Source organism: Prochlorococcus sp. MIT 1201 (assembly GCF_047303415.1).
Taxonomy (GTDB): Bacteria; Cyanobacteriota; Cyanobacteriia; order PCC-6307; family Cyanobiaceae; genus Prochlorococcus; species Prochlorococcus marinus_D.
In genome coordinates this window covers 620,082-645,051 of sequence record NZ_CP138947.1, presented here as the reverse complement: position 1 = coordinate 645,051, position 24,970 = coordinate 620,082, and the positions used below count along the sequence as shown (strand labels likewise).

Below are 24,970 nucleotides of genomic sequence, written 5' to 3'. Positions count from 1 at the left end.
GCAGCATTCTCTTCAAGATTCTGACTTGGCAGTAGCCATATGTCAGCGCTACTGCGTACGGTGAACAGTCTTGAAGTGGTTGATTTGGATCCACGCACGTTGCCGGTCATCAAACGAGTCGACTTACTCGTCAAATCCCTCAATGGTGCTGAGCGCACCAATGAAGCTTTGGCACGTTGCGAGGATGCAGACTCCATGATTGACGTCCTTCTAGGTGCGGCAGCCCAGCTTGAGCTTGGTCTCACCCGGGAAGATTTGATGACCACACCACCAATCCGTGACTGGATCTGGTGGAAGGAGAAAGAGGCCCTGATTACCATCGGTGAAACCAAGCCCCGTTACAAACAAGACGATCGAGCCTCCGCAGAGAATTCGACTGGACGTCGCACCTTCCTAGGGTTGTTCAGATTCTGATTGCTAAATGTTGGAGGGCCTGTTTTAGGCTTCAGTAGAAGGATCAGTAACGATCGAGACCACCATCACTGCAGGCAGATTCATCTTTTTTACTCAGTCAACATGTCCGACATCAAAGATTCCTGAGTAACCATTGATTTGCAACGATTAAATAATGCCTACTCATCCTTACTGGCTACCCAAAAAGAAGCTCTCGTCGGGGATTCTGGACAAGACGCTTCATCTCTCTTACAGCTTCTTGAAGGCCTACAGCGATCGAGCGAGCCACAATTGTATGACCAATATTCAATTCTTCAATCCCTTCAATCGCAGCCACGGCTTCTACATTCTGATAAGTGAGGCCATGCCCAGCATTCACCCGTAAGCCAAGGCTGCGCGCTCTTGCTGTCGCTTCAGTCAAGCGTGCAAGTTCAAAGGATTGATCAGCCCAACAGGCTTCGGCGTAAGCGCCAGTGTGCAGCTCCACCCAACGAGCACCACTCTTACAAGCTGCCTCCAGTTGTTGAGAAACAGGATCTACAAACAAGCTGACGGGAATCCCTGCAACCTGCAGCTGATCAACCATGCCTTTCAAGGATCCCTGCTGGGCAGCAACATCCAAACCTCCTTCTGTGGTCACCTCCTGCCGTCGCTCTGGTACGAGTGTCACCATGTCAGGTTGAATTTTTAAAGCAATCCCAACCATTTCAGCAGTGGCTGCCATCTCCAAATTAAGACGACTGCGCACTGTTGCCCGAAGCAGGTCCAGGTCTCGATCCTGAATATGACGGCGATCTTCTCTTAAGTGAACTGTGATGCCATCGGCTCCACCAAGTTCCGCCAATAGAGCCATCGGCACTGGATCGGGTTCCACGGTTTGGCGAGCCTGGCGCACATTGGCAATGTGGTCGATGTTGACCCCGAGGCTGGCCATAAAGAAAGGGAAACAGGCCTGATCCTATTGGGGATAATTGACCGCCTTCTATTCTCTAAGGGATTTGACCGCCGGTTCAACTGCCCAATCAACATTGGGTTCAGAGGTTCTTGGCCTTTAACTTCGGATGTTTGAACTCGCCAGAGACGGTGTCCTCGGCCCTAGCGACTCGTGAAAACTCCCTGGGTCTCGCAATAGACCCTTTTTTAGCCCCCGTTGCCATGGTGGCGACTCAAGACATCGTCCTGCGCCAATACTTTCGAGAGCGCATCGTTCTGGGTCAAGAGAATCTGCCCATGCAAGGGCCAGTGTTGCTGGCTCCCACCCATCGTTCACGCTGGGATGCATTGATGTTGCCCATGGCCGCTGGCCGTCGGGTTACGGGTCGTGATTGTCGATTTATGGTCACTGTTGATGAAATGAAGGGCCTACAGGGGTGGTTTCTCCATCGCTTGGGATGTTTCCCGGTGAATCAGAGCAAACCTTCGCTCACCAGCCTGCGCTATGCGATTGATCTGATGGCCGATGGACAACAGGTCGTGGTTTTTCCAGAAGGAACAATCAATCGCACAGAAAAACCCATCAAGCTCTATCAAGGTTTGGCACGTCTGGCTCAACTTGCAAAAAGCCAAAATATTGATGTCCAAGTCGTACCAGTTGGTCTTGGCTATAGCGAAGTCATTCCCAAAGCCTGTGGACGGGCATCAATTTGCTTCGCAGAACCGATGAAGGTCTTGGAGACTGGTCGTGAAGCGGTGAAAAGCTTCAATGCTGAGCTGTCAGAAAAGATGCATGCAGCTGAACAAGCGGCCCTCCATGCAGTAGGCCGTCTCAAGAAAGCACCTTAAAGTTTCGCCCATCTGTTCTTCAGTTCATGCGTTGTCGCCTTCCGCTGACGGCCCTGGCTCTTTCTGCTGGCCTACTTCTCTCATCTGGTTCAGCACTAGCTCAAACAGCAGCTTCATCCAATGACAAGGTGCTGGCCCAAGCGGGCGGTGGATTCAATGTGGCAGCAGTTCAAGCCCTCCTGAATCAAGGAGATGCTGCTGTATCCGCTGGAAATCTCACTGAAGCCCGAAATGACTACGACAACGCTCGCGATGCTGCAAAGCAGCTGCTTGCCTTTTATCGAGACCTCAGTGGAGCCTTCCGCGGACTGGATGCTCGTATCCCACGCGAAATGGATGCCAAAGGGCGTAAAGCCATGGGGCTCCTTGCCCAGGCCAACCTTCGCCTTGCAGCACTTTTCCGCCAACAAAACCAACCTGAGGTCGCTGTACCGGTGTTGGTAGAAGTGGTGAGAGTGATGTCGCCCTCCCGCCCCGAAGGCCAAAAGGCCTATCAGAGCCTTCTGGAGCTGGGCTTCGTAGAAACCCCCTATGCCGGCGCCAAGCTGACAGCTCCCAACTGAGTCAACTTTCGACTTGGATCTGCCAGCATCAAGCTTTGAAGTCAACATTAGTCTCCATGGTTCAATCCGACGAGGTCGGTGCAGCGATCCGGCTAGCCCTACCTGATGCCCAAGTCACCGTTGAAGACCTCACTGGTGGCGGCGACCATCTACAGGTGAGCGTCATCTCAAACGCCTTCGCTGGCCTTTCCAGAATCCGTCAGCATCAGTTGGTCTATGGGGCCCTCAAAGATCAGCTCGCCAGTGAAGTTATCCATGCCCTGGCCTTAAGCACCTCTACTCCCAACTAAACCCTCTCCCCCTCGTTTTCGATGGATCCCACCACCAAAACACGTATTGAAGCCCTGATCCAATCAAGCCCGATCATGGTGTTCATGAAAGGCACAAAACTGATGCCTCAGTGCGGCTTCTCCAACAATTGCGTGCAGATCCTCAACTCCCTCGGCATGAGCTTCGAAACCTTTGATGTGCTCTCCGACATGGAAATTCGCCAAGGGATCAAGGACTACTCCAATTGGCCGACAATTCCCCAGGTTTATGTAAAAGGAGAATTTATCGGCGGATCAGATATCTTGATTGAGATGTACAACGCGGGAGAATTGGCCGAGAAGCTTGAAATCGCTCTTAACAGCTAAGATCTCAAGCTTTAATTCGTTAAGTCTTAGCAATTAAATGCCGTTACTACTCGCCACAACCGTGCAAGCAAATCTCCTCTATGGAGTGGCTGTGATCGGATTTTTTGCTGGTTCCTGGTTTTTGGGTCGAGCGATCACAGTGATCACCAAAGGCAATAACCCGCTGGTTTGGCGAGGCTGGAAGAAATTGTTTGGCCTTAAAAAGGACTGAACGACTCAGCAGCATTGCCCCCGTAGGGCATCCCCATCAGCCCTAGAGAGGCTTGGGGTGATGGGCTTAAACGAGATACCTCTCCAAAACTTAGGGGACCAGGCCCATGTTGGTCGCCACCGAGCCAATCATGGCCAACACAGCTAGCGAAAACAAAAGGCAGCTACCCAATCCCTGGGATGTAAACAGGGAGCTTGCCCTGGCCAGCTGGTCTGCAAAGGCTGCTGGAATTCCAAAAAGGAATTACCAACCCGCTTCTTTTTTGCGATAAAGAGTTCCCATATCGCCATCTGGGCCAATAAAGCTGGAGGGATCCAAAATCCAACGATCGACAAGATCTTCAAACCTGGCCTGATCCCTTATCTCCAGTTGTCCACTACGCCTTAGAGCATGAATGTAGCCGTCTGCATAGAGCCGCAGCTCCGACTGACTGTGGTAACGACTGGTCAGTTCCTGACAGGCATCACAAAGCGACTGGAAGTGTCTAATCGCCTCAGGGTGATCAAGAGATGTCATGGTCGGAGATCACGGCAGCCTCTTTTGGCAGCTTGCCATTGGATTGGGTTTAGCGTAAGCGCGATCTGTGATCACATGTGACCTCCATTCCCCGCAATCTTCATTCCAATGAGGACACCCAAGTGTCTTCATCGGGGTCTTTGCAGATGCAGACCACGCCAAAGCAGCCCTCAAGGGTCCTTGTGGTGGAACCTCACCAAACTCTTCGCACGGTGCTGGTCCATCGCCTCCGTCAGGACGGCCATCTCACCGCTGCAGTGGCATCTGCCGTGGAAGCCCTTGACGTCTGCCGAGATCAATCACCGGATCTTCTCGTTAGTGCTGAGTTACTTGAGAGGAGTTCTGCAATGCGACTCTCTCATCAGCTCCGTTGCCCTGTGATCGTGTTAACAGCTCGAACAGGCACAGAGCCCATGGTGGGCCTCCTCAATGAAGGCGCCGACGATGTGTTGCGCAAACCATTTGGACTTGAAGAACTCGCCGCACGCTGTCGCACCTTGCTGAAACGGGGACATAGCGGTTTACAGGAGCGCGTCACAGTGGGCCCCCTTGAAGTCCACTTGTTGCTCAGGCAAGTGACTCTGAGCGATAAACCTGTGGAATTAAGCCCCAGAGAATTTGCACTTCTCTGTGCACTTTTAATGCCTCCAGGTATCGTACGAAGCCGCCAGGAATTATTGCGAATGGCTTGGCCTCCCTTCAGCGGCGGGCCTCGTTCTGTAGACACCCAGATCCTTACCTTGCGACGCAAACTTGAGCAAGCTGGGCTTGGCGAAGGAGGTGGCATCACCACCATGCGCCAGCAGGGCTATCGATTCAGCCTGGATACTCTTCCTGATTCTGAATCATAAGTATTGGACCTCAAAACTATCGATTAGCCAATGATTAAAGATCCTGGTTGAAGTGGCCGAAACAGATTCTAGGCATTACTACAAGTTCATGATTTATGACATAAACAAAAGATGAGCGCAATAGGTTGATATTCAGATAACCAGGGCAAGCGGTCAATCCTTAAGGAAGTCTGTTATCAAAACAAACCCTAAAAGGCTGACAAGCTTGGATGAGCAGCAATTGCCCAGATCAGCGGAGCGGTACCAATAGCGGTTGCAGTCAGCAATTGAGCACCGACAACAGCGAAGTGTTTTGCAGTCATGATCTAGGACTGATGGCTGCACACACCATCCATCAGATCAACTACATCTGTTCTAACCTTGCTCAAATACTGCAGTGAGATTGATCACAGTGATGAATGCTGCATCGAACATCATCAGCATTTATTAGTCAACAAGTTGACAGCGGCTTAATCAGCCTGCAAGAAGAAGTTGATGCTCTCAATCATGAGCTACTCATCAAAGATGCTTTCTCCAGCTTTAAGCGCAATTTGCATGCAAAGCTGTTTAACAGCTGCATTTAGATGCAGCTGTTAAACAGCACCTGAAACCTCACCTCGTCTACTTGCTGTCCTGTTGTTTCTTGACAGCCTCCTCAACCTTGGCCTTCACATCTGCTGGCACCTCCTTAGGGCAGTACTGAATAGCCCCAGTGATGATCTGAAACTCAGCACCAGCGAAAAGCTGTTTGGTGGTGAGTTTGCTAGTTCCTGCCGAAGCCACTAATCCACCATGGCGGCCCGTAAGGATCTGCGCGTACGTAGCGGCAGCGATACCAACGGCCTTGGGAAATTCCACGCCAGCGGCACGTGCATTACAAACATACGAAGAGCCAATGCCTCGATAGAGAAAGATGTCTTCGTTGCTAGCCGGTGTTGCTTTGGACCCACCAGCCTGCTGAGCAAACGCAGCAGAACTAATCAAACTGAGGGGCATCAACAACGAAGCCGCCAAAACTGGACGAAGTCGACGGGAAAGGGTTTGCAATGGATCTGGTCTTCAAGACTTCGCCATGGTGCCCTATCCGACAAGGGTTTAACCACCCCAACTGAGTCAGTTATGACATATCAAAGCTTTAGAGAGTCGAATCAACTCCTATCCCTTCTGAATCGAGGCTGATGCCCGCTCAAGCAAATTCTAATGGTGGACAAACCCTCCTCTTCAATCAGTCCGTCCCACTCATCGCCAGGTTTTTCGTCAATAAGTCGCACTGCTTGTATGGCCAACAGCTACAGCGATACCGGCTATCACCCTCTTTGGCTTATGCAACAACCTCCACGCGGATCAACTGATCCACATGTGGGAGCAACCAATTCTTGCAATGGGAAGAGAGCTATCAGCAACGCCCACTGAGCAACAGACTGTTCATCAAGGTGTTAGCAGCTCTACCAGTTCAAGTAAAAACCCATAATGTGAACCTCAACCTTGCCAGGCACCCGCCAAAGTGGATGGGGTCAAAGCCAATCAGCGACAACAGCTTCAGCTCCTGCTTGTAGCAGCTCGCCATCAGCTCTCCAGAAGCGATCTGCGATCAATGATCCAGTTTCTGGAGAATGAAGACTGCGGCTTCAATGTCACGCTGCAGATGGCTGATCCAAGTGAACAGCCGGAGTTGCTTGAACTGCATCGACTAGTGGCAACCCCTGCACTAATCAAGCTATCGCCAACGCCAAAGCAAGTGTTCGCAGGCAGCAGTATTTTCCAGCAACTACAAAACTGGATCACTCGCTGGCAGCAAGACATCGTCGTCACTGGCCTGGGCCTGAGCTTGAGGCCAACAGAACTAGATGGCAGCCGTACTCAAAGGGAATTGCAACTGGAAGATCAGCTGCTGGTATTGCGCCAGGAGAACGAAACCCTGATCGACCGCCTCAATGCACAGGAAAGAACACTGAGAATGGTGGCTCATGAGTTAAGAACTCCTCTAACCGCAGCAGTCCTAGCGTTGCAGAGTCAACAGCTGGGGCAAATCAATATTGAACACTTTCAGGATGTCGTCAAACGGCGTCTTGATGAAATCGAATTGCTATCAAAAGACCTGCTGGAAGTAAAAAGCACGAAATGGGAAGACCTTTTCAATCCACAAAATCTTGATCTAGGCAATATCGCCGCTGAAGCGATCCTAGAGCTCGAAAAGCTATGGCTTGATCGAAACATCGAGATCCGTACAGACATTCCCTCCGACCTACCCAAGGTCTTTGCTGATCAGAGACGCATGCGACAGGTGCTGCTCAACCTGCTGGAAAATGCCCTGAAGTTCACTGAGGATGGCGGAGAAGTTTCACTGACCATGCTGCACCGCACAAGTCAATGGGTGCAGGTGAGCATCTGTGACAACGGGCCAGGGATTCCAGAAGATGAGCAAGAGCGGATTTTTCTTGACCGAGTGCGCTTGCCACAAACTTCAGTTTCAACATCTGGATTCGGAGTCGGCCTATCGGTATGCCGCCGCATCGTGGAGGTCCATGGGGGCAAAATCTGGGTTGTCTCAGAACCCGACAAGGGCGCATGCTTTTACTTAACAGTTCCAGTCTGGCAACGAAATGGACAAGATTGAACTGCGCTTGCCTTGACGGAGGGTCAGGCTTAAACGTAGTTTTCCCGAGTGATCACAAGCACAGACAGCTTTGATTACGGCCTCGCCCCCATCGTCTAGAGGCCTAGGACACCTCCCTTTCACGGAGGCGACAGGGGTTCGAATCCCCTTGGGGGTATCAGCTGATAACGGATTGAGCTTGCTAAAGGTGGGTTCTATTCGCAAAAGCAATGACCTTTTTCGTAGACCCTTAGCTCGAGCAATTTAAACAAACGCTGCTCAAGATCATCTCCATATTTTGAGATGTTCAAACCAAGGACTGGCGACGCAAGCCCTCCTTCTCCACTGCAAGTAGATTTGCAGTGAGATCATCTCTCAATCGCTGTTCAATCAAGGCAACTGGCATACCAATGCAGCCCTGAACAGTGAGCTCGTAGAGAAGGGAAGTGGACGTTCCCTCAGCCAGCTCGCGCATGATCCAATTTCCCTCAAAACGTCTGAAGTCCCCTTTAAGCAAATGGAACTGCAACTGGCCCTCAGATCGATATTCCACCAACTCCAACTGAACCTGAGCTGAAAACCTCAGCCCCAGCAACTGTTGAGAACCCACCTGGTTCAGCCGCACTCGATTGCCAGTGCGTTCCAACACTGTGCTGCTGGCAAGGTTTGGGATGAATTCACTAAGTTTGTCGTAATCGGTCAGAACGTCCCATAACACAGACTCTTTGATCGGCGTTCTCAACTGGACCGCCAGTCGTCGCGCCCCATGAGGCAATCGTTCCATCGTCTGCTCGATGGCCTGTCGCTTCACAGAGACCGACTCTGGTGAGGCTATGAGCACGGAACCCGAACGTGGTTGAAGATCCTGGATAGGTACCACAAGAAGAGGCTGTGCTCAAGACGCCTAAGAATACCGAAAGAATTCAATGACCGTTGAGCCAATGCCCAGAGACTGAGCTGTGCCAATCGCTAAACGTAACCCGAAAACACGGATGAGTATGCATACCATCACACCTTCTAAGGTATTCTCGCCGTCACGCTCTTGCTCTTGATGGCTTTCAACCAAACTGAAGTAGTTCTCGGTGGAATCGCCCATATCCCTCTTGTTATTGGCGCTTTCTACGTTGTCAAAGCACTCTTTTACCGAGGCCAAGACGGAGAGTTAGCTCCTTTTAGCTTTTCTTACCGCCAAGCAGCTCAAAGAAAATCATCATCGACAACCACCTCAACCGAAAAGCCTGACACCAAAAGCCCACCCGCTCAAAAATCGATACCCATTAACCTTTACAAGCCGAAGGCTCCCTTTGAAGGGACTGTTCTAGAGAACTACAGCCTAGTCAAAGAAGGTGCTGTTGGCAGGGTCAATCACATCACTTTCGACCTGGCAGGGAGTGATCCCCATCTCAGTTATGTAGAAGGCCAGAGCATTGGCATCATTCCTGCTGGTACAGACGCCAACGGCAAGCCCCATAAGCTCCGCTTGTATTCCATTGCCAGCACCCGCCATGGCGACAACCTAGAGGGCAAAACAGTCTCTTTATGTGTTCGTCAGCTCCAATACGAGCTAGACGGCAAAACGATCGACGGTGTCTGCTCGACCTATCTCTGCGACATCAAGCCTGGAGCCAAAACGAAGATCACCGGACCGGTAGGCAAAGAAATGCTTCTACCTGATGATGAAGAGGCCAACGTGATCATGTTGGCCACTGGAACCGGCATCGCTCCAATGCGTGCCTATCTTCGCCGCATGTTTGAGCCCACAGAGCGCTCCAAGAATGGCTGGAAATTCCGTGGCAAAGCATGGCTCTTCATGGGAGCTCCCTACACAGCCAATCTGCTTTATGACGAAGACTTTGAGCGTTATCTCAGAGAGTTTCCCGACAACTTCATCTATACCAAAGCCATCAGCCGTGAACAGCAGAATCCTAAAGGCGGCAGGATGTATATCCAAGACAGGGTGATGGAGTATTCCGATCAGATCTTCAAAATGATTGAGAACCCCAAAACCCATGTTTATATGTGCGGCCTCAAGGGCATGGAGCCTGGCATCGACGAAGCCATGACCGCAGCAGCAACTGCTAAGGGGATCGATTGGTCAGAGTTACGACCCCAGCTGAAGAAAGCTCATCGCTGGCACGTGGAAACCTATTAATCCTGCACTCTCCAGGTTTTTTAACCTGATAAAAACACCCGCCCAAATGGGCGGGTCTTTTTATGCTTCCTCACATTTTTTTGGGCATACGACGACAAAGCATGCCGGGATGGTCTGGAGCACTTTGAATTCACAGATCCTTGGTTACCCGTCAGAAGAGGTCTGTGTTCCATGAGCACCACGATCACCAACCCTTTACGGGTTGGACTACGTCAAGAGCGGGTTATTGCACCACAGTGCCTAGTCATCTTTGGTGCAAGTGGCGATCTGACCCACCGCAAATTGGTTCCAGCCCTTTTCGAGCTATACAAACAACGGCGGCTACCGAGTGAATTCGCCCTACTTGGCTGCGCGCGACGTCCTTGGAGCAACGAAATATTTCGCCAAAAAATGGCTGAAGCCCTCGGCGAGACTATCAACGAAAACCAGCTTGCTTGGGATCAATTCGCCGCTGGCCTTTTTTACGAACCTGTCGATCTACAGAAGCCAGAAGACCTCATCAAACTCAGCCATCGGCTGGAAGAGATTGATCGACTCCGCGCCACCCGCAGCAATCGCACCTTCTATCTTTCGGTGTCACCAAAGTTCTACGGCAGTGGCTGCAAAGCTCTTGCTAATGCCGGTCTTCTAAGCGATCCAAAACGCAGTCGAGTGGTCATCGAAAAACCATTCGGGCGTGATTACGCCAGTGCTCAGTCTTTAAATCAAATCGTCCAAAGCTGTGGCCAAGAAAATCAAATCTTCCGCATCGACCACTACCTCGGCAAAGAAACAGTCCAGAACATCCTTGTGCTGCGATTCGCAAATACCATCTTTGAACCAATCTGGAACCGGAATTACATCTCCAGCGTTCAAATCACAGCCGCTGAAACCGTAGGTGTTGAAGAACGAGCCAACTACTACGAATCGTCAGGGGCCCTGCGCGACATGGTGCAAAACCATCTCACCCAGATGCTGGCCATCACCACGATGGAACCGCCAGGGCGCTTTGACCCTGAGGCAATCCGCAATGAAAAAGCCAAGGTTTTGCTAGCGGCTCGCCTAGCGGATGAGTTGGAACCTTGGAACTGCTGCATCCGTGGCCAGTACGCACCTGGCGGCACCAAGGAAGCTCCGATAGCAGGCTACCGACAGGAGCCGGGTGTCGATCCCAGCAGCACCACCGAGACCTATGTAGCGATGAAACTTTTCATCGACAACTGGCGCTGGCAGGGAGTGCCCTTTTACGTTCGCACTGGCAAACGACTGGCAAAGCGTCTTAGTGAAGTGGTTCTCACCTTTCGAGAAGCACCCGTGCACCTTTTCGATGCCGCTGGCGGCAGCCCTACAGCAAACCAACTCATCCTGCGAATCCAACCGGATGAAGGAGCCGAGTGGCGCTTTGAGGTGAAGTCACCTGGTTCAGGCATGCGCAGCCGACCAGTAGAGATGGAATTCTCCTATGACGAATCCTTCGGTGAGCCATCCGATGAGGGATACGTCCGACTTTTGGCCGATGCCATGCTCAGTGACCCAACTTTATTCACCCGCAGTGATGAGGTTGAGGCAGCGTGGCGCCTTTACACCCCTCTCCTGGAACTGATTGAAGACAGCCCATGGCAATTGCCCATTCATCCCTATGAATCACGTACCTGGGGGCCCGCTGCTGCCGATACCCTGCTTGCCAATGACGGATTGCTCTGGCGCCGACCCTGATCCCGCCTGGCTTATCTCATCTTGATTACTCAGCTCTATCCATGTCCCCCCAGCTCACGCTTCAGAGCCCTCTGCAACTCCCTCCTAGTGAGGTCCCTAGCTATCTCGAGCAGCTCTGGTTAAACGATCAACCTGGCAACACAGGCGCCAAAACATTCTCCCTGCTGGTTTGGCAGCCGGCCTGGGTCGAACAGCAGCTGGTTAGAACCGGCCAGATTGATGGCCCGATCATTGGATCGCAGAGCCAAGAGCTGATCCAAGCTGCCCGCCAAGCCGTTACCGAAGGTGATCTACCCCACAGCACACCTCCTCTGGATTCAAGTGTTGCAGGAGTCCTTGCCAATCGCAAAGGCAATCAACATGGCGAGGATTTACGTGGGCAACACATTGATGCTGCCATCAGTGCCTTAGAACCCCGACGCCTGATCACACTGGCACCAACCCTCGAGAAGGGGCATGACCTCGAGACACTCGTGGCTGCCTATTGCCCATTACCAGAAGAAGGAGGAGGAAACAGCGCCTGCGGAGATGTGGTGGTGCTTCGCGGTGACCATCACGCCCTAACAGATGGGCTGGGAATCCTTCAACCTCTACTACCTGCAGAACTGCCCTCCTGGGTCTGGTGGAACGGCAGCCTGGACGAAGCCCCCGAATTGCTCGAGCGGCTGGCTGTGACCCCACGGCGCCTGGTGATCGATACAGCACTAGGAGATCCCCATCGCTGCATTGAGCTGCTCAAGGCCCATGTGGAAGCAGGCCGAGCGGTGAATGATCTGAATTGGTTAAGGCTGCGCACTTGGCGAGAACACCTCGCAATGGTGTTTGACCCACCACACCGCCGCAATGCCCTTAGTCATGTTGATCAGCTCGAAATCGACGTTGAGGGTCATCACCCCGTCCAGGGGCTGTTGTTAGCCGCCTGGATCGCCGATCGACTGGGATGGCAATTACAAGCCACCCAGACAATAAAAGGAGAAGGCATTGCTGCCGAATTCCGCCGAACCGATGGCACCACTGTTCATTTTCGCCTTATGCCTGTACCCATGGGGCAACCGAGCATTCATCCTGGCCAGATCGTGGGGGTCAGGTTGATCTGCAAGCCAGATGCACAACTCGAACATGCCGTTTGCGTGATTCTCTGTGCCGAATCTGGCGGCTGCATGAGACTCGAAGCAGGTGGCATGGCCAGCATGGAGCTGATTGAAGAAGTCGTCCCCATGCAGGTCGCCTCTGTAGAGATGGATGTAGCCAGACTCCTCGCTGGTGGCCATAACACCACCACCCCCCTGCTTGCCGCTGCAGCCCCCCTTGCTGCCAAGCTGCTTAGCTAAGACCCCCCTTTGGCGAAGCCCTTTTTCAGCCGCCACCCGTCATGGCCTGTGTGATTGCTGCCCCAGCCAGTGGCACTGGAAAAACCTTACTAAGCCTCACCCTCACAGCCTGGGCACGCAGCCGTGATCTAAGCCTCCAACCATTCAAGGTGGGGCCCGACTATCTCGACCCGCAACAACTAACAGTTGCTTCCGGTAGACCCTGTCGAAACCTTGACCTACTGCTCTGTGGCCCCGACTGGGTGCAAAACAGCTTTCATGGCTTTGGTGCAGCTGCCGACCTTGCGCTGGTGGAAGGCGTCATGGGCCTATTCGATGGTGTCGGCACATCGCAGCAAGGCAGTACTGCTGCCGTAGCTCGTCATCTGCAACTACCAGTCGTGCTTGTCGTGGATGCAAGCGGCCAAGCAGGCTCCCTAGCGGCCCTTGTTAAAGGCTTCCGAGACCACGATCCACAACTGACTCTAGCCGGGGTGGTGTTGAACCGGGTCAACAGCAATCGCCACAAAGAATTACTGAAAGAAGTCCTCAACAGCATTGAGGTGAAAGTGCTCGGTTGCTTGCCCCGAGATCCTGAACTCAATCTTCCCAGCAGACATCTCGGCCTTGCTCCAGCCCATGAGCTTGAGCGATTGGAGGCTCGACTACAAGCCTGGAGTGCCCTCGCAGAGACTCATCTCGATCTAACGAGCTTCAAAACGTTGCTCCGCGCGCCTACCCCGGCAATAGATCCAATTGATGCCCTGCTTGGAGAAAAGAGCATCCAATCACCACAACCACTACGGCCTGTAGCAGTAGCTCAAGACGATGCCTTTCACTTTCGCTATCCAGAAACCAAAGATTGCCTTGAAGCTCTTGGGATGCCAGTCCTGCCCTGGAAACCACTGGAGGATGAACCCCTACCTGCACAAGCGAAAGGTGTGATCCTTCCAGGCGGCTTCCCCGAACAATATGCGGCGAGTCTTAGTCAATGTGATCGCAGCATGGCTGACCTACGAGCCTGGTATGGACGGCGCCCGATTTATGCCGAATGTGGCGGGATGCTGCTGCTTGGACAGACCCTCACTGATCTGGAAGGACAAGCCCATCCAATGACAGGCCTACTTCCTTTTCATGCCAAAAAAGGCTCCCTTCAAGTGGGTTATCGCAGCCTTGATGGCACAGAAGACAGTCTTGTTATTCGCAAAGGTGATCGACTGATGGGCCATGAATTCCACCGCTGGGAACTCCACCCCACGGGCCCTAACAAAAGCTTAAAAAAACCTCTTGATCGACCACACAAGATCAACAAGCCAAGCTCTCTATGGCAAGTTCAAGGGTGGCGGGTGCCGCAACACAAAGAAGGATGGAGCCATCAGACATTGCATGCCAGCTGGGTGCACCTCCACTGGGCGAGCTGCTCAATGATCTCCCGTCGATGGCGAGCCGCACTCGAGCCGCAATCAATCCCAGCAACAAGTAATTTCTGAACAGCACAAACCCAGGAAGACATCATTTGAAGATGCTCGTCAAAATTCAGCCAGCAGCAACCGTCCTGCATGACATCTCGTCAACTTTGGATCATCCGCCATGGGGCTACCGAATGGGCACTCCAAGGCCGCCATACCGGTAGCACCAACCTCCCCTTGCTACCCCAAGGGGAAGAAGAGGCGAAGGCTCTTGCTCCTGTGCTCAAAGGCGTGAGATTTGCCGCTGTGTTGTCATCTCCCCTGCAACGAGCCATGCGCACCTGTGCGCTGGCTGAGCTTGAAATGCCCGCTGAAATCCTGCCGGAGCTGATCGAGTGGAACTACGGAAACTATGAAGGCATCACCACAGCAGAGATCCGTCAAACCGTTCCTGAGTGGACCATTTGGGACCAAGGTTGTCCTGGTGGCGAGCACGCTACTGCCGTGCAAGAGCGTTGTGAACGAATCATTGAACATGCCCTCGGCATCTCAAACAACGGTGACATCGTTCTCTTCGCCCATGGACATATCTTGCGAGCCCTAACTGGCACCTGGCTAGGCCTTGGAGCCGCAGCCGGACGACTGTTCAGACTCGATACCGGCAGCATTTGCATTCTTGGTTTCGAAAGAGAACAGCGCGTGATCACACGCTGGAATGCCCTTTGCAGTGGCAAGTTCTAAATCGAACAACGAAAGGTTCTTGCGCCAAGGTTGACCATTGATCATGAGCGAATATTGACAAGCTCACCTGATCGCCTCAATGGCTGACACCACCCTATGGGCCGAACTATTGGCCTTTGGCACCGGCTTAGCTCTCTCGCCGATCCATTTAGGTGTCCTACTTCTCCTACTGCTAGGGCCTAAACCGATTCAGCGGGGAAGTTGGTTCGTTACTGGCTGGATCGTAACCACTCTGGTCACCGTCATCCTGCTACTGACTGTGGGCCACAGCTTGGTGTTGGACATGACCCAAGGATCTCATCATCGAACAGCTCTCGACCTTCTTGGCGGAGGAGCTTTGATCTCGTTGGGATTAAAGGAGCTCTTGCGTTCGTTTGCTGCAGGAGAAGAGAAACCAGCCTGGACCCATACGATCGAACGAATTATCAATTTGCCGCTGCCGCTTTTGATCGCCGTTGGTGCGCTAACAGAACTCATCAGCCCAGATGACCTCTTCCTATTTGCCAAGACTTCAGCCGTGGTACTAGCCGCAAGCCTCCCCAGCTGGCAAGAAATCGTTGGCTTGGTGTTTTTCACATTTGGCTCGAGCCTGCTGCTACTGATCCCCCTAGTCGCCGTGATCATTGGCAGAGAACGCGTGATTCCCTTGCTGCAATCTGGCAAACAACTTTTATTTGCCAAAGGTGACTTAATCGTTGGTGGGGTGAGTTTTGCTCTAGGTGCCTACCTTGGTTGGCAAGGAATCAGCGGTCTGACGATTGTGATCTGAGTTGATCCAACCAGCGACCTTGTGAGGCGGCGGCTCCTGTTTTCCCCACAAGCCACACACCTGTACGGGCACGACTAACAGCCACATAAACCAATTGCCGTCTCAAGCTGAGATCTTGAGGCCAGAAAACATCACCAGCAACAAACACCTCCCCGAAGCTGCTCCCCTGGCTGCGATGGACGGTAAGAACCGCCGCAGGCCCCAATGATGCGAAGGCATCTCGAAGCAGAAAAAAACGCCGCCACAAAGAGCGACCATCCCTTTTGCCCGCCGCTTTTGCCTCAACCCTGAGCCTTTGCAACGTGGTATCGAGCAAACGTCTGCCCTCAGAACCAACTGGCGGCTGCAAACGCAACTCCAAATCAAGCTCACCTGCTCGAACTTTGGCCGTCAGGGTGTCAACCACCGGCACAGACCAATCACTTTGTCCTTCTAAACCAAACTCTGCAAGGTCACAGCGTTCCGGAGTGACGTCACGGACAACCACCTCTCGGTTTGATCCGAGCACCATGTCGGGTTCCTCGCCAGTCTCGGCACCACTACGAGAAGCCGGTGCCATGACTGCTTTGCGTGCAATCAAGACCTCTCCGGGGAGTACCGGCAACTGATCGGCCATATCACCATGAATCGCCCGCCTTACATGGGGAACCAATTGCTCCAAGCTGCGATTCGTGTAGCAAAGAATCCTTGCTGCATCAGGATTGTCCTGAGTCGCCGCGGATTGCAAGGCAGCCTGAGCTCGCTTCAGCCAGTTGTTTTGATCCATGCATCCAACCCGGCCCAGCTCATCCTCAATCAAGGGAAAGCATGGCGGGGACTGACAGGGCAAGCTGCCATCGCGAAGACGACTCGCTAATCGCAACACAGGGCCCTGATGACGCACCACCTGCTGCAATGTTGCTGTACAGGCTCTATGCATCGAAAACACAGGACTTTGAGCCTCACCGATAGGAGGCAGTTGAGCAGGATCGCCTACAAAAACGAGACGTGTCCGAAAGGGGTGGGCACACTGCAGAGCAAGACCGAGCAGGGTGCTGTCAATCATCGAAGATTCATCGATCAGAACCAGGCCCAATTGCTCTAGAGACTGGGCCGTTTGCTCTGTTGACTCACACAGCTCAAGATCACCCTGCCGCTTCAATTTCAGGCGAAGCAGCCTATGAATCGTGGAGGGATACCAGGTGGGCCTGAGGCCTTCAAGGTCCAAAGCCTGACGAAGCACACCAACAGCCTTGTGAGTTGGCGCAACAACTGTCCAACACAGTCCAGCGTCCTCAACCTGACGCAACAATCGCATTGAAAGAAACGTCTTACCACTGCCGGCGAAACCACTCAGAACAAAGGGATTGCCATGATTCGCATCATCCAACCAAGAACTGAACGCTTCGGCAGCCTGCTGCTGATCTGCGGTGAGCTCAACAGTCGCAGGATCTAAAGAAGACTGCGTCACCCCAATGTCATACCCAATAACTGGCTGAGATGGAGTGGAGAACCAACAAAAACCAATCCCGGTAAAGCCACTGCAGGGCCGATCAAACTGCCCACTAACACTTCAAAACGAGTGTGACCAAGGCTTTCCTTAAGCTGTTTTTCTGGTGGAGTGGGCCAGGTCTCCACAGGCAAAAGATTCACCCGTGCTGCGGTAAATCCCGCAGCACGTCTAATCCCACTGGCGTCATACATGACCACAAAAGCCACAGTGGCTGCAAGAGCAAATCCTGAATGATCAAAACCCATCTCCCATCCCACACCTGCTGCTGTACCAGTTACAAGGGCCGAATGGCTCGAAGGCATGCCACCCGTTTCAAGAAGCACTGCAGGTCGCCAGCGACGATAAAAAATTAACTCCACAATCAGCTTGGAAAGCTGAGCCAAGCCACAAGCGGCAAGCCCCCAAGCCAATACAGCATTATCTAAAAGTCCAAGCCACGCTGATGGGGAAGAATCGCTGACAATCATCGATCGCGGCTGGTGATGTAATCGGCTAGTGCAAGCAAAGGTGCAGCAGAAGCTTGCCAAGGCTCTAGTGCTGCCTTGGCTTCGCTCACAAGGAGCTCTGCACGCCGGCGGGATTCCTCTAGACCCAACAATTTGGGATATGTGGTCTTATCGGCAAGCAGATCCTTGCCAGCAGTTTTGCCAAGAACATCGCTACTCGCCGTTACATCAAGGATGTCATCAATGATCTGAAACGCCAAACCAATCCCTCTGGCATAGATGCGTAGCGCATCAATCAAATCGTCTTCTGCTCCACCAATCAACGCTCCACAGATCACACAAGCACTCAGCAAGGCCCCGGTCTTATGGAGATGAATGAACTCCAAAGTCTCCAGATCCACCTCTTTGCCCTCACACTCCAGATCGACAACCTGCCCCCCCACTAAACCAGGAGCACCAGCAACCAGCGAAAGCTCGCCAACAACCTTCAACAGCCGCTCAGGCGCTACACCCTGGCTGCGCAAGGCAACCATCTCAAAGGAACGTGTAAGCAACGCATCACCCGCGAGGATGGCAACGGCGTCTCCATACACCTTGTGATTGGTGGGACGACCGCGGCGTAGATCGTCGTTATCCATTGCGGGGAGATCGTCATGAATCAGCGACATCGTGTGAATCATTTCCAAAGCCACTGCTGTCGGCAGAGCCTGTGCCGGTTCACCTCCAGCAAGTTCGCAAGCTGCCAGGCAAAGGATGGGGCGTAAACGCTTACCACCCGCCAAAAGGGAGTAGCGCATGGCCTCCCTGAGTTGCTCAGGGCGCTCAGGGCCAAGCGAATCATCCAAAGCCTCTTCAACGCTGGCTTTGGCCGCAGCCAAATAAGCAGGGAAGTCGAAGAAGGTGCTGACCGCCGCCGCCATGAACCTTGTCTCGTTCATGGGATTCTCTCAGGCCAACCAGTCTCAAACAAGCAAATCTCTCAGGCCGAAGGGCAAACCGCAATGCTGCTGCCATCTAGCCACGGTATTCACCAAGAGCATGGTCACGGTCATCGGACCTACACCACCAGGAACAGGGGTCAATGCACTTGCTAAAGGTTCAACTTCTTGCGTTCGTACATCTCCACACAACCTGGCCTTGGCTTGCGTCCCTAGTTCAGGATCTGCAGGAAGGCGATGAATGCCAACATCGACAACCACTGCTCCTGGCTTGACATGCTCTGAGCCAATCATTTGTGGCCGCCCTGCCGCTACCACCAACACATCAGCCTGCTGAGTTAACGAGGCCAGATCACCGGTATGAGAATGGGCCACGCTCACGGTGGCATTTGCAGCCTGAAGCATCAATGCCATTGGTTGGCCTACCAGGATGCTGCGCCCAATCACAACAGCCCTTTTCCCCTCCAAAGAAATCTGATGGCGTGCCAACAAGGCCATCACACCGACAGGGGTACAACTGCGCGGCCCAGGTTCACCTTTCAACAATCGGCCAAGGTTGAGGGTATGCAGACCATCGGCATCCTTCTCGGGATCAATCGCAGCAAGCAAAGGCCCTTCATCAAGGCCCTTTGGCAAAGGCAATTGCAAAAGAATTCCGTCCACTCGCTCATCGATGTTTAAGGCCTGGATCGTGGACAAAACCTTTGCAGCTGAAACCGTTTCCGGCAAATGAGTTAGATGGCTGGCCACGCCAATACGCCCACAAGCTTTCTGCTTGTTGGCCACATACACCCCACTGGCGGGGTCGTCCCCAATACGCAATACAGCCAACCCTGGCGGCCTTCCGGCTTGCACCAAGCCAGCCGCAATTTCAGCTTGGAGACGCTGCTCCAATTCTGCGGCCAGTTGTTTGCCATCAAGCCTAAGGGCCATTCAGCGATCCGATGCTTCCCCAAGCATGCACGCAGAAGAGAGCTAGCGTTTAGGACAAGTGCCAGCTTCTGTGGTCCGTCTTCCAACCTTAAACAGGCTCTGGCAGAGCTGGTTACGCAGCGAGTCGCCGCGGCGTCCGGTGCTCCGCTGGTCGATGCCCCACAAGGCTGCGCTCCTGATGAGTTGCTTTGCTGTAGCAATCATCTCTAGCTGGCCCTGGTTGTTTCAACCGAATTTGAGCCCAGGACTTCCAGCTCCATTTGAGGCGCGAGCCCCCAGGGATGCTCGCGTCGTTGACAGTGAAGCTCACGAACAAAGGCGATCTCAGCTCGTACAGAGCACCTTTGTGCAAGTGATCGATCAACAAGAAACAACCCGACTCAAACAACGGCTAGAGCGCAATCTCGCTGAGCTGGAACGTGTTGCACGCAACAGTGATGCAGGACGGATAGGGCCTGTCAATCTCAGCGCCGAAGAACAAATCTGGCTCCAAACGCGCTCCCAACAAGAACGAAAACGCTGGGATATGGCCATCCGCCGTGCCTCCGAACGCATGCTCAGTCAAGGACTGAACAATCTCGCCCTTGAGCAGCTACAAGAGGCGGCCGCAATTCAATTAGCCGACCGAGGGGAGCGGAACGGTCCTGCGAGAAGCCTTAGCAGCAAGCTGCTCGCCAGCACCTATCAAGGCAGTAGCAATCTGCGCACAGATCCAGCCCTCAGCCAACGCCTCATTGAAGAGCTGATCACCAAACAAGACATTCCAATCATTGAAGTCCGCCGCGGCGATCTGATCACCAGCAAAGGAGACCCCATCAGCCCAAGGGCCTATGCCGTTTTAAATCACTTCGCTCTTGTCAGTCGAGGCCCCGAATGGGGTCCTTTGCTCAGCCGATTCAGTACAGCCCTTGCCGGCTGTGGCGTGATGCTGCTGATCATGCGACGGGAACGTCCCTGCCTAGAAGCACGTCATGGCCTACTGGCAGTGGGATTGCTATTGGTCACTCAGGCCAGCAAGCTCTGGTTCGTTCCTACTGTGAGCCCCCTAGCCGTAATCGTTCCGCCGACACTCCTGCTCGCCCAAGGTCTTGGTACAACCTGTGGCTTGGCTTGGATGGCGATAGAGAGCCTGCTATGGCCTATGCCAGTCAACGGCCTTGGCGAAGGCCGAATGATCATTGCCTGTGCAATCGCTGCAGTGGCAGCTATATATAGCCGCCGCCTACGGAGCAGAGCACAGCTGCTGCAAATGGCATTTTTGTTGCCCTTAGGAGCCCTACTGGCTGAGTGGCTGCTCCTGAGTGCCGGCGGCAGCGGGGCCTGGGGTCGATTTGCACCCAATGGCAACGAACTTCTCTCAGAAGCACTGCTAATGGGGATCTTGCTGATGCTAGCGATCCTACTGATCCCAATTTTGGAGACCTCTTTTGGCCTGCTCACCAGAGCCCGCTTGATGGAACTAGCCGATCAAGAGCGTCCCCTTCTGCGCCGCCTCTCCTCAGAAGCTGCAGGGACTTTCGAACACACATTAATGATCTGCGGACTTGCAGAGGAAGGGGCCAGAGCAATCGGTGCCGATGTAGACCTGATCCGAACCGGAGCCTTGTACCACGATGTTGGCAAGCTCCACGCTCCTAAATGGTTTATAGAGAATCAGGTCGAAGGAGAAAAAAACCCTCACGATCAACTGAACAATCCCTTCGCCAGCGCAGAGGTCCTTCAAGCCCATGTGGATGAGGGATTAAAACTTGCCCGTCGCTACCGCCTACCGCGCCGAGTAGCGGACTTCATCCCTGAGCATCAAGGCACCTTGAAGATGGGGTATTTCCTTCATCGTGCAAGAGAACTGGACCCCTCCGTTGCTGAAAAAAACTTCCGCTACCGCGGACCGATACCTCGTTCCCGCGAGACCGGAATTTTAATGCTGGCCGACGGCTGTGAAGCATGCCTTCGATCCCTACCACCGAACACCTCTGATCGCGAGGCACACTCCACCGTGAAGAGGATTATTGAGGAGCGGCAACGGGATGGCCAACTGAATAAAAGCAGCCTCAGCCGAGGCGAAGTAGAACTCGTTGTACGAGCTTTCGTACGCGTCTGGCGACGAATGCGCCATCGCCGTATCCCTTACCCGATACCTGCACAAAAGGCTTTCCCCGATTAAAGGCACTGTCTAATTTGCTGGACATTCATCTATTTCAGCAACAACCAACAAAGACCTATCTACATTTTTGAAGCTGTACTTTTCTCTTACTTAATTTTCCTGAGCAGGAAGGAATGGAGCCCTACTTCGTAGACGAAGCCTCAGACCTGTAAAAGGATGTCGAAAGCTCAAGGCTGTCGCATGTAGATACATCCTTTCAAAGAAAACGTCTTTGCCATAAATCGGATCACCCAAAATCGGATGTCCAACACTTGCTAAGTGTGCGCGCAATTGATGGGATCGACCTGTCAAGGGCCAAAGCCATAACGTTGAGCCGTTTGCGTGGCAGCTTCTAAGCCTCCATTGGGATCGGCTTTCTTTCCCTTGCGGGTTCTTGCCATATAGAGGCGGATTCTTCTGTAGCCGAGCTATCGGGAAGCTGATCGTTCCAGCATTGCGATTCATCCGGCCAACCACCACTGCCAAATAAAGCTTGCGCACTCGACGCGCTGAAAAAAGCATGCTGCAACGCCGCAAGCTCTCCGCCCCTCGCGCCAACAACAACAACCCTGAGGTGTCTCGATCAAGGCGATGCACCAATCGCAGCTCAGGGTCAATAAACTGCATGCGACCAATCAGAGAATCGTGCTGATCAACACCAAGACCAGGCTGACTCAATAAGCCTGGTGGCTTCTCCACAGCTATTAGCCAGGAATCCTGAAATAAAATCCTCATTAATTAAGCCCACGCGAGCTCAATGAACAGGCAGTGAAAACTGATCAAAAAATCATCAACAACTGAGATCAAAGTCGTCCTCCTTGACGATGAATCGGACGACACCAATAAAGCAGCGCCAGCAGATTCAAAACGAACATCAGCAGGGACAAGCCACCAAGAGCCTGAGAGTCAGGCACCATCAATGCCTTATCCAAAACCAGGCGGACAATTCCGTAAGGCAACGACGCTGCTAAGGCCATCGATAAAGCAACAATGGCAACGATGACGCCCCATCGCCGCTCAGCCAAAAGGCCAGCAGATGCAACGATGCCAACGATGGCAGCCGGCCAGGCGAGGCTAAAGGCGAGGCTGATATTGGTTGTCTGCAGAGCCTGATTAGTAAATGCAACCACTCCAATAATGGGGAGGGCCGCCACGTTGGCTAGCAAGCCGATCCAGGCCATCAACCAATAACCACGAACCACAGCACTCATCACAAAGACCCTGACTACTGCCAACGTAAGCAGGCCTACTAGACGCTTCTAAAAGAAATCAGGTTGATTCAGGAATTGGACTGAGCTCGCTGATCGACAAGAATGCCACCTTGAGAAGACTTTTCAGCCGCGGCGTCATTGTTTGCGGCCTCATCGCTAGAGACTTCTCCTGCACTCTCAAGAGTGGAAAACAACAGTGCTATAGCTTCTTTACATCCTAGAGGAGAGGCCATGACCCACTCTATCGAGCCCAAGCAAAGGCTTTCAATCTCCTGGATCAGCCGCCTTAGTTAGCGAAGAGCTTTCGATACTTGGGTAAAACGTTGCAGGCCAAGATCATCGCCATCAAACTCCAACACCACATAACGGCGCCAATCTTCGCCCAGGTAAGTGAGCAGACTTTCGCTATCAATCGTTGGCCCTATTAGAGACGTGGTCAAATCATCTGCCATGACCATCTATGGCGCGGTGGACCAATCTCAATGAGCTAAGGCTCTAAGCGGTCAGCACAGTACTGCAAAAAAAGACTTTTCACTTCCTCAAAAGCAAGGGCCTGCACAAGGCGTGCCTCAACCTCCTCACGTTGTTGAGTCTGGTGATAGAGGCGAAGCTCCCTCACCACCTCCGGAGAGCTCCGTTGCACAGTTAAAAGTGCTTTGCCTAGCTGATGATCTGCCAACAAGGGACCGTCCTTGCAAGCTTGCATCACATGGGCCGACTCATGGGCAAGCACTGTCCAAACCTCTGTCGGATCATCCTCAAGGTTGTTGGCACAAAGCAGCACTGCATTCCTGCCAACATGAAAAGCACCCATCAATCCTGATGGACAGTCACCCACTACCAGAGTATTCGTACCAGCCTGCTGCAAAAGGTTTTGATAACGACCAATCTGCTCCCAACTACTGGCATTGCAAACATCAAGCCAAGCCAAACCAGACACGGAAACCAGCAAACATCCCAACCATCGCAATAACACCACAGCCAATCGGGCAATCCTCTGTTCTTATTGGATACAGATCGGCCGCGTTGGTTGCTTCAATGCACCGAACTTCTCGGTTTTCATTCAAGCTCCTCAGAGCAAAAGTCCCCTAGGGATCCTCAACGCAATGACCGATTCAGCATGGGGTTGACCAAATGCGCTGAGCAGGGCCCTTATCAGCCAGAGGAAGGGGCGGGAGCGTCCCCACATTCAACCAAGACGAGTCACGAGTTAGTCGTTCAAGGCCTGATCGGAAAGCCTTGCCAATCAGGCTCACAAGAATCCCAAAGATTAAATCATTTCTTAGGCCTATCCCTCCAGGAATCTCTTCAAGAAAAACCCTGCAAATCCCTAAATACAATCCGCCTAAAACTTCTGCGGAAATCAAAGAAAAAAGCTTTGCCGATACAAGTCAGATGAAATTCAAATCTCCGCAGACTAAATCTTGAAGCCAAAAGAGTCCGTCACCAATTCAAACCCTTATTTTCATCCTATCCTTGCAGTACATGTCGACAAGCCCCCTTGAGAAAAAGCTACAAAGAATCACCAAAAGACCAAGGCAAGTATTCTTGAATATTTAAAAATAAAGCCAACTTTTGCTCGAATCAGACTTCAAACCCTGCCTTCAAAAGCATCAGTACAGAAAATTTTACCACTGGACCTTGCCAAACTTTTCATGCATTCTTCTTGCCTAAGATAGAAAATCTATTAAAATTAAAATAGCCCTCCTAGCACTCGCCACACTTTTACAAGTCAATGCACTGCCAACCCAAGCACCCAATAGAACCTATAGTTTTCCAACCAGAAAGGCTGGCCATTTGTTAAAAAGACATTTCAGCACTGTCTCCAAGGTGTCACAAAAGAACCAACCACAAAGCCATCGCGCGCAGCTGCGCAATCAGCTCAGCCTGATTATTAGGGCTTTCACTGCACTGACAGGAGCTCTTTTGATTCTGCTACCAATGCAACCAAGCTGGGCTGCCTTGGACTATGCCAAGCAGGATGACATCCTTAGCAACACCAACATGCCAGAGGAAACCTTCGATTCGGCAATGTTTGACGACCTTCCTTTCGCACAACGCCGCCAAGCGCTCAGGGAGGAATCTGGGATCAGGCGTCGTGACGCCTCTACACCTCTAATCCCTTAAGGATGAGCATTTCACTCATCCAAATGTTGTAAAATTGGCTCATGAAATAGCGTCTAGTCAACCCAGCCAATGAATAGC

29 protein-coding genes and 1 tRNA gene are annotated in these 24,970 nt (G+C 52.6%); 17 read left to right on the top strand and 13 right to left on the bottom strand.

Annotated elements, in window-relative coordinates; translation table 11 throughout:
* Nucleotides 1–39: 39 nt before the first annotated feature.
* Nucleotides 40–414: a hypothetical protein gene (locus tag SIB41_RS03160; protein WP_236066052.1), complete on the top strand. Its 375-nt coding sequence runs from the start codon at nt 40–42 to the stop codon at nt 412–414.
* A gap of 175 nt (nt 415–589) precedes the next feature.
* On the opposite strand, the gene SIB41_RS03155 is transcribed toward SIB41_RS03160, so the two are convergent.
* Nucleotides 590–1,327, bottom strand: a complete 738-nt coding sequence (locus SIB41_RS03155) for a pyridoxine 5'-phosphate synthase (protein WP_413360372.1) — start codon at nt 1,325–1,327, stop codon at nt 590–592.
* A gap of 110 nt (nt 1,328–1,437) precedes the next feature.
* On the opposite strand from SIB41_RS03155, the gene SIB41_RS03150 reads away from it, so the two are divergent.
* The 5 genes from SIB41_RS03150 to SIB41_RS03130 are packed head-to-tail and all read left to right on the top strand — an operon-like array spanning nt 1,438 to nt 3,584.
* Nucleotides 1,438–2,175, top strand: a complete 738-nt coding sequence (locus SIB41_RS03150) for a lysophospholipid acyltransferase family protein (protein WP_011130464.1) — start codon at nt 1,438–1,440, stop codon at nt 2,173–2,175.
* Nucleotides 2,176–2,201: 26 nt separating this feature from the next.
* Nucleotides 2,202–2,738 (top strand): hypothetical protein, encoded by a 537-nt coding sequence (locus tag SIB41_RS03145; RefSeq protein ID WP_063397946.1) that lies wholly within the window; start codon nt 2,202–2,204, stop codon nt 2,736–2,738.
* 56 nt (nt 2,739–2,794) lie between these two features.
* Nucleotides 2,795–3,028, top strand: coding sequence for a BolA family protein (locus tag SIB41_RS03140; protein WP_011130466.1), 234 nt, complete (start codon nt 2,795–2,797; stop codon nt 3,026–3,028).
* Between the two features lie 21 nt (nt 3,029–3,049).
* Nucleotides 3,050–3,373 carry a Grx4 family monothiol glutaredoxin gene (grxD, locus tag SIB41_RS03135; RefSeq protein ID WP_011130467.1) on the top strand — a complete coding sequence of 108 codons (324 nt, stop codon included), beginning with the start codon at nt 3,050–3,052 and terminating at the stop codon, nt 3,371–3,373.
* Nucleotides 3,374–3,410: 37 nt separating this feature from the next.
* A complete protein-coding gene (locus tag SIB41_RS03130; protein ID WP_413360369.1) occupies nt 3,411–3,584 on the top strand; it encodes a hypothetical protein in 174 nt (57 codons plus the stop codon).
* Nucleotides 3,585–3,827: 243 nt separating this feature from the next.
* Here SIB41_RS03130 and SIB41_RS03125 read toward each other — a convergent pair whose 3' ends face one another.
* A complete protein-coding gene (locus SIB41_RS03125; protein WP_011130468.1) occupies nt 3,828–4,100 on the bottom strand; it encodes a DUF6761 family protein in 273 nt (90 codons plus the stop codon).
* A gap of 146 nt (nt 4,101–4,246) precedes the next feature.
* Here SIB41_RS03125 and SIB41_RS03120 point away from each other — a divergent pair, with 146 nt between their 5' ends.
* Entirely contained in the window at nt 4,247–4,951 is a 705-nt protein-coding gene (locus tag SIB41_RS03120; protein WP_369818036.1) for a response regulator transcription factor, read from the top strand.
* A 600-nt stretch (nt 4,952–5,551) separates the two neighbouring features.
* Here the strand turns inward: SIB41_RS03120 and SIB41_RS03115 are convergent.
* Nucleotides 5,552–5,926, bottom strand: a complete 375-nt coding sequence (locus tag SIB41_RS03115; protein ID WP_413361347.1) for a cAMP phosphodiesterase — start codon at nt 5,924–5,926, stop codon at nt 5,552–5,554.
* 508 nt (nt 5,927–6,434) lie between these two features.
* On the opposite strand from SIB41_RS03115, the gene SIB41_RS03110 reads away from it, so the two are divergent.
* Nucleotides 6,435–7,547, top strand: coding sequence for a histidine kinase (locus SIB41_RS03110; protein WP_063402938.1), 1,113 nt, complete (start codon nt 6,435–6,437; stop codon nt 7,545–7,547).
* An 84-nt stretch (nt 7,548–7,631) separates the two neighbouring features.
* Nucleotides 7,632–7,704: transfer RNA gene (locus SIB41_RS03105), tRNA-Glu, on the top strand.
* A gap of 129 nt (nt 7,705–7,833) precedes the next feature.
* Here the strand turns inward: SIB41_RS03105 and SIB41_RS03100 are convergent.
* Nucleotides 7,834–8,406 carry an SRPBCC family protein gene (locus SIB41_RS03100; RefSeq protein WP_413360366.1) on the bottom strand — a complete coding sequence of 191 codons (573 nt, stop codon included), beginning with the start codon at nt 8,404–8,406 and terminating at the stop codon, nt 7,834–7,836.
* A 171-nt stretch (nt 8,407–8,577) separates the two neighbouring features.
* Here SIB41_RS03100 and SIB41_RS03095 point away from each other — a divergent pair, with 171 nt between their 5' ends.
* The 6 genes from SIB41_RS03095 (at nt 8,578) to SIB41_RS03070 (ending at nt 15,602) form a co-directional block, all read left to right on the top strand.
* On the top strand, nt 8,578–9,678 hold the full coding sequence (locus SIB41_RS03095; protein WP_413360363.1) for an FAD-binding oxidoreductase: 1,101 nt from the start codon (nt 8,578–8,580) through the stop codon (nt 9,676–9,678).
* Between the two features lie 171 nt (nt 9,679–9,849).
* Nucleotides 9,850–11,373, top strand: a complete 1,524-nt coding sequence (zwf, locus tag SIB41_RS03090; RefSeq protein ID WP_011825597.1) for a glucose-6-phosphate dehydrogenase — start codon at nt 9,850–9,852, stop codon at nt 11,371–11,373.
* A 41-nt stretch (nt 11,374–11,414) separates the two neighbouring features.
* Nucleotides 11,415–12,704, top strand: a complete 1,290-nt coding sequence (locus SIB41_RS03085) for a glucose-6-phosphate dehydrogenase assembly protein OpcA (protein WP_413360359.1) — start codon at nt 11,415–11,417, stop codon at nt 12,702–12,704.
* Nucleotides 12,705–12,745: 41 nt separating this feature from the next.
* Nucleotides 12,746–14,173 carry a cobyrinate a,c-diamide synthase gene (locus tag SIB41_RS03080; protein ID WP_413360356.1) on the top strand — a complete coding sequence of 476 codons (1,428 nt, stop codon included), beginning with the start codon at nt 12,746–12,748 and terminating at the stop codon, nt 14,171–14,173.
* 69 nt (nt 14,174–14,242) lie between these two features.
* Complete coding sequence (locus SIB41_RS03075; protein ID WP_413360354.1) at nt 14,243–14,833, top strand: histidine phosphatase family protein; 591 nt, start codon at nt 14,243–14,245, stop codon at nt 14,831–14,833.
* Nucleotides 14,834–14,912: 79 nt separating this feature from the next.
* Nucleotides 14,913–15,602 (top strand): GAP family protein, encoded by a 690-nt coding sequence (locus tag SIB41_RS03070; RefSeq protein ID WP_413360351.1) that lies wholly within the window; start codon nt 14,913–14,915, stop codon nt 15,600–15,602.
* On the opposite strand, the gene SIB41_RS03065 is transcribed toward SIB41_RS03070, so the two are convergent.
* The 4 genes from SIB41_RS03065 to folD are packed head-to-tail and all read right to left on the bottom strand — an operon-like array spanning nt 15,577 to nt 19,411.
* Nucleotides 15,577–17,052, bottom strand: coding sequence for an ATP-dependent DNA helicase (locus SIB41_RS03065; protein WP_413360348.1), 1,476 nt, complete (start codon nt 17,050–17,052; stop codon nt 15,577–15,579). The two genes, SIB41_RS03070 and SIB41_RS03065, sit on opposite strands and share 26 nt — an antisense overlap.
* On the bottom strand, nt 17,049–17,561 hold the full coding sequence (locus SIB41_RS03060; RefSeq protein ID WP_011130480.1) for a divergent PAP2 family protein: 513 nt from the start codon (nt 17,559–17,561) through the stop codon (nt 17,049–17,051). Before SIB41_RS03060 ends, SIB41_RS03065 begins: the two co-directional genes overlap by 4 nt.
* Entirely contained in the window at nt 17,558–18,460 is a 903-nt protein-coding gene (gene crtE, locus SIB41_RS03055) for a geranylgeranyl diphosphate synthase CrtE (protein ID WP_196757120.1), read from the bottom strand. Before crtE ends, SIB41_RS03060 begins: the two co-directional genes overlap by 4 nt.
* A 42-nt stretch (nt 18,461–18,502) precedes the next feature.
* Entirely contained in the window at nt 18,503–19,411 is a 909-nt protein-coding gene (gene folD, locus SIB41_RS03050) for a bifunctional methylenetetrahydrofolate dehydrogenase/methenyltetrahydrofolate cyclohydrolase FolD (RefSeq protein ID WP_413360345.1), read from the bottom strand.
* Between the two features lie 70 nt (nt 19,412–19,481).
* Here folD and SIB41_RS03045 point away from each other — a divergent pair, with 70 nt between their 5' ends.
* The gene (locus SIB41_RS03045; RefSeq protein ID WP_413361345.1) at nt 19,482–21,575 is read left to right on the top strand and encodes an HDIG domain-containing metalloprotein; all 2,094 of its coding nucleotides are present in this window, start codon (nt 19,482–19,484) and stop codon (nt 21,573–21,575) included.
* A 90-nt stretch (nt 21,576–21,665) separates the two neighbouring features.
* Here SIB41_RS03045 and SIB41_RS03040 read toward each other — a convergent pair whose 3' ends face one another.
* The 5 genes from SIB41_RS03040 to SIB41_RS03020 all read right to left on the bottom strand — a co-directional run bounded on the left by SIB41_RS03040 (nt 21,666) and on the right by SIB41_RS03020 (nt 23,750).
* Entirely contained in the window at nt 21,666–22,289 is a 624-nt protein-coding gene (locus SIB41_RS03040; protein ID WP_413360343.1) for an RluA family pseudouridine synthase, read from the bottom strand.
* Between the two features lie 68 nt (nt 22,290–22,357).
* Nucleotides 22,358–22,765 carry a hypothetical protein gene (locus tag SIB41_RS03035; protein WP_413360340.1) on the bottom strand — a complete coding sequence of 136 codons (408 nt, stop codon included), beginning with the start codon at nt 22,763–22,765 and terminating at the stop codon, nt 22,358–22,360.
* Nucleotides 22,766–22,833: 68 nt separating this feature from the next.
* Nucleotides 22,834–22,998 (bottom strand): hypothetical protein, encoded by a 165-nt coding sequence (locus tag SIB41_RS03030; RefSeq protein ID WP_413360338.1) that lies wholly within the window; start codon nt 22,996–22,998, stop codon nt 22,834–22,836.
* Between the two features lie 57 nt (nt 22,999–23,055).
* Complete coding sequence (locus SIB41_RS03025) at nt 23,056–23,217, bottom strand: hypothetical protein (protein WP_413360336.1); 162 nt, start codon at nt 23,215–23,217, stop codon at nt 23,056–23,058.
* 35 nt (nt 23,218–23,252) lie between these two features.
* Nucleotides 23,253–23,750: a hypothetical protein gene (locus SIB41_RS03020; protein WP_413360334.1), complete on the bottom strand. Its 498-nt coding sequence runs from the start codon at nt 23,748–23,750 to the stop codon at nt 23,253–23,255.
* 845 nt (nt 23,751–24,595) lie between these two features.
* Between SIB41_RS03020 and SIB41_RS03015 the strand changes: the two genes are divergently transcribed.
* Nucleotides 24,596–24,892 carry a hypothetical protein gene (locus SIB41_RS03015; protein ID WP_236066050.1) on the top strand — a complete coding sequence of 99 codons (297 nt, stop codon included), beginning with the start codon at nt 24,596–24,598 and terminating at the stop codon, nt 24,890–24,892.
* The last annotated feature ends 78 nt before the right edge of the window (nt 24,893–24,970 follow it).

What these genes read in the sequence shown, in the direction of transcription:
- SIB41_RS03160 (WP_236066052.1), top strand. Translation starts at nt 40, where the DNA reads ATGTCAGCGCTACTGCGTACGGTGAACAGTCTTGAAGTGGTTGATTTG.
- SIB41_RS03155 (WP_413360372.1), bottom strand. Translation starts at nt 1,327, where the DNA reads ATGGCCAGCCTCGGGGTCAACATCGACCACATTGCCAATGTGCGCCAG.
- SIB41_RS03145 (WP_063397946.1), top strand. Translation starts at nt 2,202, where the DNA reads ATGCGTTGTCGCCTTCCGCTGACGGCCCTGGCTCTTTCTGCTGGCCTA.
- SIB41_RS03140 (WP_011130466.1), top strand. Translation starts at nt 2,795, where the DNA reads ATGGTTCAATCCGACGAGGTCGGTGCAGCGATCCGGCTAGCCCTACCT.
- grxD (WP_011130467.1), top strand. Translation starts at nt 3,050, where the DNA reads ATGGATCCCACCACCAAAACACGTATTGAAGCCCTGATCCAATCAAGC.
- SIB41_RS03130 (WP_413360369.1), top strand. Translation starts at nt 3,411, where the DNA reads ATGCCGTTACTACTCGCCACAACCGTGCAAGCAAATCTCCTCTATGGA.
- SIB41_RS03125 (WP_011130468.1), bottom strand. Translation starts at nt 4,100, where the DNA reads ATGACATCTCTTGATCACCCTGAGGCGATTAGACACTTCCAGTCGCTT.
- SIB41_RS03120 (WP_369818036.1), top strand. Translation starts at nt 4,247, where the DNA reads ATGCAGACCACGCCAAAGCAGCCCTCAAGGGTCCTTGTGGTGGAACCT.
- SIB41_RS03115 (WP_413361347.1), bottom strand. Translation starts at nt 5,926, where the DNA reads ATGCCCCTCAGTTTGATTAGTTCTGCTGCGTTTGCTCAGCAGGCTGGT.
- SIB41_RS03095 (WP_413360363.1), top strand. Translation starts at nt 8,578, where the DNA reads ATGGCTTTCAACCAAACTGAAGTAGTTCTCGGTGGAATCGCCCATATC.
- zwf (WP_011825597.1), top strand. Translation starts at nt 9,850, where the DNA reads ATGAGCACCACGATCACCAACCCTTTACGGGTTGGACTACGTCAAGAG.
- SIB41_RS03085 (WP_413360359.1), top strand. Translation starts at nt 11,415, where the DNA reads ATGTCCCCCCAGCTCACGCTTCAGAGCCCTCTGCAACTCCCTCCTAGT.
- SIB41_RS03080 (WP_413360356.1), top strand. Translation starts at nt 12,746, where the DNA reads ATGGCCTGTGTGATTGCTGCCCCAGCCAGTGGCACTGGAAAAACCTTA.
- SIB41_RS03075 (WP_413360354.1), top strand. Translation starts at nt 14,243, where the DNA reads ATGACATCTCGTCAACTTTGGATCATCCGCCATGGGGCTACCGAATGG.
- SIB41_RS03070 (WP_413360351.1), top strand. Translation starts at nt 14,913, where the DNA reads ATGGCTGACACCACCCTATGGGCCGAACTATTGGCCTTTGGCACCGGC.
- SIB41_RS03060 (WP_011130480.1), bottom strand. Translation starts at nt 17,561, where the DNA reads ATGATTGTCAGCGATTCTTCCCCATCAGCGTGGCTTGGACTTTTAGAT.
- crtE (WP_196757120.1), bottom strand. Translation starts at nt 18,460, where the DNA reads ATGGCGGCGGCGGTCAGCACCTTCTTCGACTTCCCTGCTTATTTGGCT.
- folD (WP_413360345.1), bottom strand. Translation starts at nt 19,411, where the DNA reads ATGGCCCTTAGGCTTGATGGCAAACAACTGGCCGCAGAATTGGAGCAG.
- SIB41_RS03040 (WP_413360343.1), bottom strand. Translation starts at nt 22,289, where the DNA reads ATGAGGATTTTATTTCAGGATTCCTGGCTAATAGCTGTGGAGAAGCCA.
- SIB41_RS03035 (WP_413360340.1), bottom strand. Translation starts at nt 22,765, where the DNA reads ATGAGTGCTGTGGTTCGTGGTTATTGGTTGATGGCCTGGATCGGCTTG.
- SIB41_RS03030 (WP_413360338.1), bottom strand. Translation starts at nt 22,998, where the DNA reads ATGGCCTCTCCTCTAGGATGTAAAGAAGCTATAGCACTGTTGTTTTCC.
- SIB41_RS03025 (WP_413360336.1), bottom strand. Translation starts at nt 23,217, where the DNA reads ATGGCAGATGATTTGACCACGTCTCTAATAGGGCCAACGATTGATAGC.